At 34.2% G+C, this 12,525-nt stretch carries 9 protein-coding genes; 3 read left to right on the top strand and 6 right to left on the bottom strand.

Features of this window, described 5'->3' with window-relative positions; translation table 11 throughout:
- Positions 1–91 precede the first annotated feature (91 nt).
- From RT261_RS19835 to RT261_RS19815, 5 genes are all read right to left on the bottom strand, one after another.
- On the bottom strand, positions 92–1,756 hold the full coding sequence (locus RT261_RS19835; protein ID WP_313134871.1) for a peptide ABC transporter substrate-binding protein: 1,665 nt from the start codon (positions 1,754–1,756) through the stop codon (positions 92–94).
- 210 nt (positions 1,757–1,966) lie between these two features.
- Positions 1,967–2,938, bottom strand: coding sequence for an ABC transporter ATP-binding protein (locus RT261_RS19830; RefSeq protein ID WP_313134870.1), 972 nt, complete (start codon positions 2,936–2,938; stop codon positions 1,967–1,969).
- Positions 2,922–3,947: an ABC transporter ATP-binding protein gene (locus RT261_RS19825; RefSeq protein WP_313134869.1), complete on the bottom strand. Its 1,026-nt coding sequence runs from the start codon at positions 3,945–3,947 to the stop codon at positions 2,922–2,924. The genes RT261_RS19830 and RT261_RS19825 overlap by 17 nt, the downstream gene beginning before the upstream one ends.
- An 11-nt stretch (positions 3,948–3,958) precedes the next feature.
- Positions 3,959–4,969 carry an ABC transporter permease gene (locus tag RT261_RS19820; RefSeq protein WP_313134868.1) on the bottom strand — a complete coding sequence of 337 codons (1,011 nt, stop codon included), beginning with the start codon at positions 4,967–4,969 and terminating at the stop codon, positions 3,959–3,961.
- Between the two features lie 16 nt (positions 4,970–4,985).
- Complete coding sequence (locus RT261_RS19815; RefSeq protein WP_313134867.1) at positions 4,986–5,912, bottom strand: ABC transporter permease; 927 nt, start codon at positions 5,910–5,912, stop codon at positions 4,986–4,988.
- Between the two features lie 614 nt (positions 5,913–6,526).
- Between RT261_RS19815 and RT261_RS19810 the strand changes: the two genes are divergently transcribed.
- On the top strand, positions 6,527–6,727 hold the full coding sequence (locus RT261_RS19810; protein ID WP_313134866.1) for a hypothetical protein: 201 nt from the start codon (positions 6,527–6,529) through the stop codon (positions 6,725–6,727).
- A gap of 247 nt (positions 6,728–6,974) precedes the next feature.
- Here RT261_RS19810 and eno read toward each other — a convergent pair whose 3' ends face one another.
- Positions 6,975–8,279: a phosphopyruvate hydratase gene (gene eno, locus RT261_RS19805; RefSeq protein ID WP_313134884.1), complete on the bottom strand. Its 1,305-nt coding sequence runs from the start codon at positions 8,277–8,279 to the stop codon at positions 6,975–6,977.
- A gap of 549 nt (positions 8,280–8,828) precedes the next feature.
- On the opposite strand from eno, the gene RT261_RS19800 reads away from it, so the two are divergent.
- Positions 8,829–10,334 (top strand): carboxypeptidase M32, encoded by a 1,506-nt coding sequence (locus tag RT261_RS19800; protein ID WP_313134865.1) that lies wholly within the window; start codon positions 8,829–8,831, stop codon positions 10,332–10,334.
- Positions 10,335–10,780: 446 nt separating this feature from the next.
- Positions 10,781–12,154, top strand: coding sequence for an argininosuccinate lyase (argH, locus tag RT261_RS19795; RefSeq protein WP_313134864.1), 1,374 nt, complete (start codon positions 10,781–10,783; stop codon positions 12,152–12,154).
- Positions 12,155–12,525 lie beyond the last annotated feature (371 nt).

Raw genomic sequence — 12,525 nt, 5'->3', positions numbered from 1 at the left:
CCCCTTATGGTTCAGGATGATAGTTTTGTAACAACTCTATTTATTTATAAATATTATTTATTTTTACTTGTACCATTTATTATATCTTTTATTACTCTGTAACTGATACATTAGTGAAGAATTTAAATCCTAATGGAGATGTATAGAATCCTTCTAGTTTATCTGATTTCAAATATAAATCTGTATAGAAGTAAAGAGGGATAATTGGCATATCTTTTGCTAAAATTTCTTCTGCCTGATGCATTAAAGCAATTCTTTCTTCTCTATCAGAAGAAGCTTTTACCTGTTTGATTAACTTATCATATTCTGTATTAGAATACTGTGCATCATTATTACCACCACCAGTTACCCACATATCTAAGAAAGAAATAGGATCATTGTAATCTGCCAGCCAGCCATGACGAGCGATTTGGTAATCACCGCTGTTTCTTGTATCTGAGAATACTGCCCAGTCTTGAGAAGATATGGTTGCATTGATTCCCAATTCTTGCTGCCACATATAGATGACTGCCTCAGCAACGGATTCATGACCTGGATTAATCATTAATTCAACAGTAGGGAAACCTTTTCCATTTGGATATCCGGCATCCTCTAAAAGTTTTTTTGCTTCTTTTACATTTGCCTCGTAATCAGCAGGGTCTACACTATACCATTTATTTGATTTTTCATGGAATTCTGTTGTTGTTTCCACATCGGATAAACCGGTTGGTACAAATGTATCTGCAGGCTGTTGTCCACCTTTTGTAACAGAATTTACAATATAATTTCTATCAATTGCAAGAGTTAAAGCTTTTCTTACATTTGCATCTTTTAAAGCTTCATTTTCTACATTCAGACATAAGAAATAAGTTCCTAATTGTCCCTGGATATATAAACCTTTATCAGTCATTCTTTCAATTTCTTCACTTGGCAAGTCATCACCAAATAAGATTTCTCCATTTTCAAAGGAAGCAAGAATTGTGTTTTTGTCTTCCATTAGATGGAAATTAATTGTATCCGGACCTACCTTTTCTATACCGTAGTAGTTAGGATTTTTCTTCAATACAATCATAGATTGATGATCCCAGGTTTCTAAGACATAAGGTCCATTACCGATATAGGTAGAAGCATCTTGAATCCATGTATCAGGATTTGCAGATACAATATCTTCTCTTAATGGAAATGTAGCTGGGAATGCACATATTTCCAAGAAATATGGTGTTGCCACTGCTAAAGTAACTTCAATAGTTTTCTCATCCAAAGCCTTAATTCCTAATTCGGATTTGTCCATTTCACCTGCCATAATTTCGTTGGCATTCTTAACCATATCAATAATATAGTTGTATTGTGATGCTGTTGCAGGATCAACTAATCTTTGCCATGCATATACAAAAGCATCCGCAGTAAAAGGAGTTCCATCTGACCATTTTGCATTATCACGGATTTTAAATGTATAAACTAATCCATCTTCACTTACTTCATAGCTTTCTGCTGTACCCTCTACAATATTGCCATCTGGATCCAATTTCATTAAACCTTCAAATACATGATTGATATAAGCTGCACCATCAACAGTTGTATTAATGGTCGGATCAATTGTCTCCGGTTCCGGACCAACACTTACATCAATTGCTAATTTTTCTTTGTCGTTACCAGATTGATTTCCGGTATTGTTACTGGAAGATTCTTTCTTCCCGCAGCCTGTTAGAGCTGTAGTAACCAGCATAGTCAATGCCAACAGCATAACCAGTGATTTTCTCGTTACTGACTTTTTCATAAAATTCCTCCTTATTTACTAGCACAATAGAGTAATTTTACTTCCCTCTTCACCTTATTAACCTGCAAACTCCATTTTAGCTGTATAACTTATTTATAGAAATACAAAAGAATAAAACTGTATTCTTTTGCCATTACTATCCTGTTTAAAACCGGCTCACTTCTATCGCTGTAATAGTATCTCATAAATCACTAAAGATTATAAATTTTATTACTTAATATTGTGACAAGCCGCAAAATGCCCGCTTCCATATTCTTTTAATTCCGGTCTTTCTTGTGCACATTTCTCGGTAGCCTTAGGACATCTTGTTCTAAAAGGACATCCGCTAGGTGGATTTAGAGGACTTGGTATATCTCCTTCTAAAACTATTCGCTGCTTGTTCCTGCTTGTTTTTGGATCTGCAATAGGAATAGCAGATAAAAGAGTTTGAGTATATGGATGCAATGGATTCTTATATAATTCTTTGCTTTCTGTTAATTCCACTAAATGTCCCAAGTACATAACGCCAATACGATTGCTGATATGTTTTACGATGGATAAATCATGAGCAATAAAGAGATAAGTAAAGCCTTTCTCTGCCTGCAAATCCTCCAGCATATTTACAATCTGTGCCTGAATGGATACATCCAGGGCAGATACCGGTTCATCACACACAATAAATTCCGGTTCTACTGCCAAAGCTCTTGCAATACCAATTCTTTGCCTTTGTCCACCGGAGAATTCATGAGGAAAACGATTAGCATGTTCTCTATTTAGGCCAACTGTTTCTAATAAGGAGTAGATTTTCTCCTGTCTGTCTTTTTTATTTTGAAACATTTTGTGAATATCAAGTGGTTCCCCAATAATATCACCTACCGTCATTCTAGGATCTAAAGATGCATAAGGATCCTGAAAGATAATCTGCATTTTTCTTCTAAAGGGGTGCATATTCGCTTTTGTTATATCTGTCCCATTATATAAGATCTGCCCGCCGGAAGGCTCATGAAGTCTTAAAATCGTCCTTCCCAATGTTGTTTTTCCACAACCGCTTTCACCAACAAGTCCTAAAGTTTCACCTTTTTTGATAAATAAACTCACATCATCTACCGCTTTTACATAGGAGGTTTTAAATCCGGATTTTATGGGAAAATATTTTTTTAGATTCTTAATTTCAATTAAATTTTCATTATTCTGACTTCCCATTGTTCTTTACCTCCATTTCATAATCAGCTTTAACAGGCAGCCAACAAAGGGCATCGTGACCTGCGGATATATTATAAGCAGGCGGTTTCTTTTCTAAACATATCTTCATGCAATGTTTACATCTTGGTGCAAAAGCACAACCCTTAGGAGGGTTAATTAAGTCTACCGGATTACCTTCAATTGGCACTAAACGTTCATGCTCTTCTGCATTTAATTTAGGCATGGATTTTAACAATCCCCAGGTATATGGATGCTTGGGCTCATAGAATATTTCATCTATACTTCCTGTTTCAATAATATTTCCCGCATACATAACAGCTACTTTATCACAAATGTCTGCAATAACACCCAAATCATGGGTAATAAAAATGATGCCCATATTTATTTTGTTTTTTAAATCTTTTAATAATTCAACAATTTGTGACTGAATAGTAACATCAAGAGCCGTAGTGGGTTCATCAGCAATTAATAATTTAGGATTACATGCCAGTGCCATGGCAATCATAACACGCTGTCTCATACCACCAGAGAATTCATGAGGATATTGATTCATACGTTTTTCCGGCTGATTAATACCAACCAAACGAAATAGTTCAATAATTCTTGCAGTTCTCTCTTCTTTATTCAGATTCGTATGCTTTTTTAAAGATTCATTAATCTGATTTCCAACTGTAAATACCGGATTCAAAGATGTCATTGGATCCTGAAAGATCATACCAATGTCTTTTCCTCTCATTTTCAGTCTTTCTTTTTCACTTAGGTTAGTAATATCTTTACCATCAAATATAATATTTCCACCGATTACTTTACCGGGTTCCGGAATAATTCCCATTAGCGCATAGGAGGAAACCGACTTACCGCTTCCAGATTCTCCTACAATACCCATAACTTCACCGGGCTTTAATTCATAAGAAATACTTCTTACTGCTTTTACCTCTCCTGCATAAGTAAAGAAAGATACTTCCAAATCCTTTACTTCCAAAAGATTTTTACTCTTATTTTCAGTCATGTTCCCACCTCCTATTTCTTCATTTTTGGATCCAGGGCATCACGAAGTCCATCACCAAATAAGTTAAATGACAATATGATTATACTGATTGCAATTGCCGGGAATAATAAACGGTATGGATAAGACTGCACACCATTTAGTGCCTCTGAAGCTAAGCTTCCCAAGCTGGCCATAGGAACAGATACTCCCAAACCCAAGAAACTTAAGAAGGACTCTGTAAAGATAGCAGATGGAATCTGAAGCATGGTGGTAATAATTAAGGTACCAATACAGTTTGGTAATAAATGTTTTACAATCAGCCGTTTATTATTAGCACCTAATGCGGATGCAGCATTGATGTATTCCATTTGTTTTAATTGCAGTACTTGTCCTCTGACGATTCTTGCCATACCTACCCAGTATAATAAACCGTATACAATGAAGATAGCTACGATACCAGGCCCAAGTTTTTGAAGCCAGCCCAGTGCAGAACCAGAGTCAAACGCTTTTTGGAGAGGTTCTTTAATAACAATCTGTAACAAGATAATAATTAGTATATCCGGTACGGAATAGATAATTTCAACAATACGCATCATTATATTATCTGTTACACCGCCTAATAATCCGGCAATGGAACCATATAAAGATCCAATTATTAATACAATTAGGGCAGAACCCACACCAATGATTATGGATATTCTTGAGCCTACCATAACACGAGTCAATAAATCACGTCCCAATTGATCTGTTCCAAATAGGTGTTTTAGATTTGGAGCCATGTTTTCATCTCCCCTTACCTGCTGATCATAGGTATATGGTGATAAAGATGGTCCAACAAAGGCAAATAGAATAAATAAAATAATAACTATTAAGGAAATCATAGCTATTTTATTCTGTTTTAGTCGTCTCCAAGCATCTTTCCAGTAACTTGTGTTTGCAGTTAATTTATTTAACTCCTCCTGTTCCTGCTTCGTTGCAGGTTCAAAATCTTCCGGAGATAATTTCATCTGCATACTCAATAAATTACCTTTTTGTAATTTCATCTATCTTCTCCTCCTATTACTCTTCACCAAATTTAATTCTTGGATCTACGATTTTATATAGCAAGTCACAAACCAGATTCATCATTATAATTAAAGTAGCTAAAAATATTGTTGTACCCATAATAACCATATAATCTCTACCATTTAGCGCTTTAACGAAATATCTTCCTAAACCGGGAATGTTGAATACCTGCTCTACGACGAAACCACCGGTTAATACACTGGCAATCAATGGTCCTAAATAAGTAATAACAGGAATTAAAGAATTTCTTAATGCATGTTTAAATGTGATAATAAAACTGCTCATACCTTTTGCTTTGGCAGTTCTGATATAATCCTGACTTAGGGATTCCAACATACTGGAACGCATTAGTCTTGCAATGTAACACATTGGATAAAAGCCCAAGGTAAACACCGGAAGAATGTAGCTGGAAGGTCCTTTTAGACCGGAAGTCGGTAACCATTTTAAATTAACTGTAAATAGTATCATTGTGGTGGTAGCTATAACGAATCCGGGAATGGAGATTCCAAGGGTTGACAAGATCCGAATTAAATTATCCACCCATTTATTTCTCTTTAATGCTGCGATACATCCAAGGGGTATACCAAAGGTCACAGCAAAAATGACAGCCATTGCTCCTAATCTTGCTGATGTAGGGAAAGATTCTTTTATAATATCAACAATTTGTCTATTCTTTTGAAGTTTATAGCTTATGCCAAAATCTCCCTTTAACAGATTCAGCATATAATTTTTGTATTGAACAATCAGAGGCTTATCTAAACCGTATTTCAATTCCAGAGCTTTTTTCACTTCTGCACTTGGTGCTTTTTCACTCATAAAAGGATCACCTGGAACCAAATTCATGATAAAAAATGTTATAGTTGCTGCAATAAAAATTGTAAATAATGCAGATCCAACTCGTTTAACAATATACTTTCCCATTTTTTTCAACCTACCTTTTATTATTTTTGTGTACAATTAATTGAAGAATAGTATGTTCCATTCATTTTATGAAGCATGTTTTACATTTATCTTTCTTATTCTACAATATTCGACATTGCAAGTTTTAAAAAATACATGTATACATGCTTTTAAAAAAATATATTGCTTTTATTATAAAGCAATATTGTTTTTTTCTTTCGAAACCTATTAAAAAAATTAATTTAGTACATTAAAATTTTTTATATAAATCAATATATTATGGTTATAAATAATAACTTTTTCATTGTAGAAAGTCAATAGAAAATAGTAGAAATTCGACAAATACCATACATTACCAGGGAATTTTCATGTATTGATTACAATATATGGTTTTCATTCTTTTGCATTTATATTAATCTTATGATATAATACAAACGGAATGAAATAATTACAAGCTTGCTTGTAATTGCCGATTGGAGTGCCCAGATCATGAACATGGTTTACATTCATGATATAATTAATATAAGAAAAATTATATGCATTAATGTTTTGATATATATGATTTTACCATCTTCTATCAAAATAACTAAAACTAAAGGCATTATAGAAATTCATAGTAAGATCGGGGGATAAAAATGACAAAAGAAGAGCTTAGAAGATTAAAAGACCAAGGACCATATGATACATCTTTAGAAGATTCTTTTAATATGTACGATGAGATGCCATATGTAAAAGACATTTTTATTTGCAGTAAAGATTCTATCGTATTATATAGCGGTAATATCATTAAATCTTTTACATATAAAATTGGGGAAACTAAAAAAATTCAATACTAGAATACAGCTTCCATGCTTAGGGATAATACTAAGCTTAACTAAAAATGTTAATAAAAACCTTCGAAAAAGTCTAGATATCAAAGCTTTTTCGAAGGTTTTTATATATTTCTTTAATCCAATTATTTGGTATTAGCTCCTATTATTTCTTCTTATTATCTACTTATTAGCTTTTATTACTTAGTAGCTTTTAATTAGACCGAATATAAGAGATCTCTATTAAGAAAAATAATCTCCGCCTTAATCGTAATTATTTAAATGCTTTTTTCCCTAAATATTCAGCAACTCCGCCAAGCTGATGTTCAATACGAAGTAAGCGGTTATACTTAGCAACACGGTCGCTTCTGGATGGTGCACCTGTTTTTATTTGTCCAGCATTAGTTGCTACTGCAATATCAGCTAAGGTAACATCTTCTGTTTCACCTGATCTATGGGACACAATCGCTGTCCATCCATTGTTTTTAGCCATTTCGATAGCTTCTAAGGTTTCTGTTAGAGTTCCAATTTGATTAAACTTAATCAATACAGAATTGGAGATTCCCTGCTCAATTCCCTTTGAAATTCTCTTGGTATTTGTAACGAATAGATCATCACCTACAAGCTGAATTCTGCCTCCTAATCTGTCCGTTAGCTTCTTCCAGCCTTCAAAATCTTCTTCTGCCAATCCATCTTCTATCGAGCTGATTGGATAACGGTTACATAAGTCCTCCAAGTAATCAATCATTGTATCAACCGTTTTAAATTCGCCGGATTTCCAGAATAAATATTCTCCTTCTCTTCCGGCTTTTTTGGCTTCTTCGTACATCTCGGTGGAAGCAACATCCATTGCAATATAAAAATCATCACCCGGCTTATATCCCGCAGCTTCAATGGCTTTTACAATATAAGCTAATGCTTCCTCATCACTTCCAAATTTAGGTGCAAATCCACCTTCATCACCTACAGCTGTTACATAGCCATCAGATTTAAGTAATTTCTTTAATGTATGGAAAACCGTAGTACTCCATTCCAATCCTTCACTAAAAGTAGATGCTCCTACCGGCATAATCATAAACTCCTGTACGTTTAAACTGGAATCCGCATGTTTACCACCGTTAATAATATTCATCATAGGAACTGGAAGAACTTTTGCATTAACACCGCCAATATACTGATACAAAGGTAACTGAAGTGCTTCTGCCGCAGCTTTTGCCACCGCTAAAGAAGCACCTAATATGGCATTTGCTCCCAAACGTCCTTTATTCTCAGTACCGTCTGCTTCTATCATCTTTTTATCAACTTCAGCCTGATTCAGAGCATTCATTCCAATAATAGTTTCTGCTATTACCTTATTTACATTTTTAACAGCCTTTAAAACACCATTTCCTAAATATCTCTTTTTATCATTATCTCTTAATTCCACTGCCTCAAATGCTCCGGTGGAGGCACCTGATGGAACAGATGCTCTTCCTATACTGCCATTTGCCAGAACAACCTCTACTTCAACGGTAGGATTTCCTCTGGAATCTAATATTTCTCTGCCTACAACTTTTTCAATAGTAAAATCACGATTCATCATTATATTCTCCTTCTTTCTTTGTTAATTTCCATTACATTTACATATAATAACCCAATTCATATATAGTATAAACACGGAATGGAAACATATTCATACTAGCTCGTATTGCATATCGCAACTGTTTGTCTTCTTGAAAATTATGTACATCCTGTTTATGCAAAGCATACTGTATCCAATATATAGAGGAACAGCCATCATCTTTGATAAGGCTATTATAACACTTCATATAGGAATTGTATAATTAAATTTTCATTAAATTGTAATTTGTTTGTATTTGGTCCGATATAATTGTAATTTTCACACAATTACAACATTGCTATTCTATTTAGCGGATGTTATACTATCCTTACTACATAAAATTTCCATGGTGAAAATGTGGAAGAAGCCGTTTTGCAGCCTCTTTCGAAACATGTAATCAAACCATAGTGGTATAATTATCATGTTTTTCTCCATATATATGTGGTATTTGATGTAAAAACAACTATGCCCTAAGTGTGTAGGAACAGTTTTTGTCTATTATTTATTATATTTGAAGGGATGATAATCATGAACGAAACATATTTAAAACTAATGAAATACCTGGATAAATCTATTGCTTTAGAAACTGCCCTGGTATTATTACAATGGGATTCCGAAACTTTAGCACCTGAAAAATCCATGGAACTTACCGCAAAAAGTATTGGAATTCTTTCCAGTGAATACTATAGCAGCTTAATCAATGAAGATGTAAAAAGCCTGCTGGATAAATTAAGTGAAGAAAAGGAACAGGAACAATTAGATTTCAATCAAAAAGCCATCGTAAAAAAACTCAAGAAAACCTTTGAAGAAATGGAGCATATTCCGCCTGAAGAATATCAAACCTATCAGGAATTAATTGCAAAAGCTCCCGGTATATGGGCAAAGGCAAAACAAGAGCATCTTTTCTCCATGTTTTCTCCTTATCTGGAAGAAATCATGGAGTATAATAAAAAGTTTGCTAGTTATCGTGTGAAAGAAGGGCAAAACCTTTATGATGTCTTGCTGAATGATTATGAAGAAGGTTTTAATACTAAGGAATTAGATATATTCTTTGACAAAGTAAAGTCCTCTATAGTTCCGCTATTAAAAGAAGTTGTTAAGAAAAATGATATGATTAAAAAGGAATATAATTATCAATCCTTTGATACAGAAAAGCAGAAGGAATTCTGTAACTTTATTAGTCAGTATGTTGGGTTTGATTTATCAAGAGGTGTAATCGCAGAAAGTGCTCACCCCTTTACAACCAAATTGCATAATCAGGATGTTCGTATAACCAATCATTTTCTAGAACATAATTTGGAAAGCGCAATATTCTCCGTAATACATGAAACCGGTCACGCATTATATGAAATGAATGTGGATTCTGCCATTACATTATCACCGGTTGGAACCGGCGCTTCCATGGGTATGCATGAATCTCAGTCAAGATTTTTTGAAAACATTATCGGCAGAAGTAAGTCTTTCTGGATTCCTATCTTTTCAAAATTAAAAGATACTTTTCCGGAACAATTAAAAGATGTCACTTTAGATTCCTTTATTAAAGCTATCAACAAATCAGTTCCTAGTTTAATTCGTACGGAAGCAGATGAATTAACCTATTCCTTGCACATTATTATTCGTTATGAAATTGAGAAAATGATTTTTGCGGGTGAAGCTAATATCTCTGAACTTCCTGATATATGGAATCAAAAATATAAAGAGTATTTAGGAGTGGTGCCCCCTTCTGATTCTGAAGGCATCCTTCAGGATATTCACTGGGCTTGCGGTAATATAGGATATTTCCCATCTTATGCTATCGGCAGCGCTATTGCTGCTCAAATCTATTATCATATGGAATCCATTATGCCATTCCATTCCTATCTGGAAGAAGGCAATCTGGCACCCATACGTGAATATTTAAAGGAGCATATTCATAAATACGGTGCTTCTAAGAATACCAATGAATTATTAATGGGTATGATGAAGGAACCTCTGAATGCGGATTATTATGTAAGATATTTGACGGAAAAATATACAAAACTATATGAGTTATAAACATTCCATTACGGACTATATGAGCTATAGATATTCAATTACAAAACTATATGACTATAGACATTCCATTACTAAACTATACGACTATATATATTTCATTACAAAGCTATATGACTATAGGCATTGTATAAAACATAGCTTATATGTAATTACTAATTAATAACATATGCTTGATATTTTTAATCAGCCGACAAAGAATAATGGTACAAAGAAAGTTTAAGTGCTATGTATTCTAAAAACTGCCCTGTTTAAAATATCAAGCATTTTTTGTAGTTTAAAATTTAAATATACCAGTAACTCCAATAACTATTGAAATATCCCCCATCTTATTGTATAATTAATCAAATATATGAATATTTAAACATATAATAATTTAAATACTACATATCCCCTGTTATGAAATCTACAAAATGATAGAAAATTAATAAAGAATCGAGGTAATAACTATGAAACTTTGGGGCGGCCGTTTTACAAAGGAAACCAATCAACTGGTTCATAATTTTAATGCATCCATATCCTTTGATCAAAAGCTTTTCAAGGAGGATATTAAAGGAAGTATTACTCATGTAACCATGCTGGCAAAACAAAATATTTTGACAGGTGCCGAAAAAGATTCCATTATACAAGGCTTAGATAGCATTAAAGAGGATATTCTTATGGGCACTTTAGCTATTGATGGTACTCAGGAAGATATTCACAGCTTTGTTGAAGCTAATTTAATAGAGCGAATTGGAGATACCGGAAAGAAGCTTCACACTGGAAGAAGCCGCAACGATCAGGTTGCGTTAGACATGAAACTATATACAAGGAATGAAGTTGTAAAAATAAACCTGCTATTAAAAGATCTATTATCCGTACTCCATGAAATTATGAAAGATAATATGGACACCTATATGCCTGGTTTTACACATCTTCAAAAAGCTCAGCCCACCACCTTGGCCCATCATATGGGGGCCTATTTTGAGATGTTTAAAAGAGATCGTTCCAGACTTGATGATATTTATAAGAGGATGAACTATTCTCCTATCGGCTCCGGCGCGCTGGCGGGCACTACCTACCCTCTTGACCGCGAATATACTTCCAGTTTGCTGGATTTTTACGGCCCTACATTAAATAGTATGGATTCCGTATCCGATAGAGATTATTTAATTGAGTTCTTAAGCACCTTATCCATTATTATGATGCACTTAAGTCGTTTTTGTGAAGAAATCATCATATGGAACACCAATGAGTACCAGTTTGTAGAACTAGATGACTCCTACTCAACAGGAAGCAGCATTATGCCCCAGAAAAAGAATCCGGACATAGCAGAACTAATCAGAGGAAAAACAGGACGTGTTTATGGCTCTTTGGTCTCTCTTCTAACCACCATGAAAGGCCTCCCTCTGGCATACAATAAGGACATGCAGGAAGACAAAGAATTAACCTTTGACTCCATTGATACTGTAAAAGGCTGTATTGCCCTTTTTACCGGAATGCTTTCAACTATAAAGTTCAACAAACCCACTATGGAGGCCAGTGCCAAAAATGGATTTACCAATGCAACCGATGCTGCCGATTACCTAGTTAATAAAGGTATCCCTTTCCGTGACGCCCATGGCATTGTTGGTCAATTAGTTTTATATTGCATTAACAAGAAAATCTCCTTAGACCAACTAACCATAACCGAATACAAAGAAATTTGTCCTGTCTTTGAAAATGATATTTATGACGCCATTAGTTTACAAACCTGCGTTGGAAAACGCAATACCATCGGTGCCCCAGGAAAAGACGCAATGAGCAAAGTAATTTCCATCAATGAGGAATATTTAACAAAATAAAAATTTCAATTATTAACAGTACGTTTTGCCTGGAGGGGTATAGAGAACTCAGAAAGTGTTACTGGGGCTTTCTGAGTTCAATTTACCTTGTGGGGCAAAGCTGTTTAATGAATCTATTTTGTAAATTAGCAGATAACTTAGCAATATAGGTAAAATATGTTTAATTTGTGATGTCAACAATTTTATGATTATTTAAATGCTTCTTGTAAGCTAGTTTTTTACCAAAGGATACTATTAAAGAAAGCACTGAGGAAATAGGTATCTCCACATGAAAGATATTGTTTGACGACATTATTTAATTCCTGCTGGCAACTAAAACCTTCAAGTATCATTAGTACCTAGAGTAAAAACTTAGAACATATCTAAATTGT

Source organism: Anaerocolumna sp., from assembly GCF_032079385.1.
Classification (GTDB): Bacteria; Bacillota; Clostridia; order Lachnospirales; family Lachnospiraceae; genus Anaerocolumna.
The sequence above is the reverse complement of the archived record's forward strand: the minus strand, read 5'-3'. Positions and strand labels throughout refer to the sequence as shown.

Excerpts from the sequence above, each read along its gene's own strand:
- RT261_RS19810 (WP_313134866.1), top strand. The coding sequence starts at position 6,527 with ATGACAAAAGAAGAGCTTAGAAGATTAAAAGACCAAGGACCATATGAT.
- eno (WP_313134884.1), bottom strand. The coding sequence starts at position 8,279 with ATGAATCGTGATTTTACTATTGAAAAAGTTGTAGGCAGAGAAATATTA.
- RT261_RS19825 (WP_313134869.1), bottom strand. The coding sequence starts at position 3,947 with ATGACTGAAAATAAGAGTAAAAATCTTTTGGAAGTAAAGGATTTGGAA.
- RT261_RS19835 (WP_313134871.1), bottom strand. The coding sequence starts at position 1,756 with ATGAAAAAGTCAGTAACGAGAAAATCACTGGTTATGCTGTTGGCATTG.
- argH (WP_313134864.1), top strand. The coding sequence starts at position 10,781 with ATGAAACTTTGGGGCGGCCGTTTTACAAAGGAAACCAATCAACTGGTT.
- RT261_RS19830 (WP_313134870.1), bottom strand. The coding sequence starts at position 2,938 with ATGGGAAGTCAGAATAATGAAAATTTAATTGAAATTAAGAATCTAAAA.
- RT261_RS19800 (WP_313134865.1), top strand. The coding sequence starts at position 8,829 with ATGAACGAAACATATTTAAAACTAATGAAATACCTGGATAAATCTATT.
- RT261_RS19815 (WP_313134867.1), bottom strand. The coding sequence starts at position 5,912 with ATGGGAAAGTATATTGTTAAACGAGTTGGATCTGCATTATTTACAATT.
- RT261_RS19820 (WP_313134868.1), bottom strand. The coding sequence starts at position 4,969 with ATGAAATTACAAAAAGGTAATTTATTGAGTATGCAGATGAAATTATCT.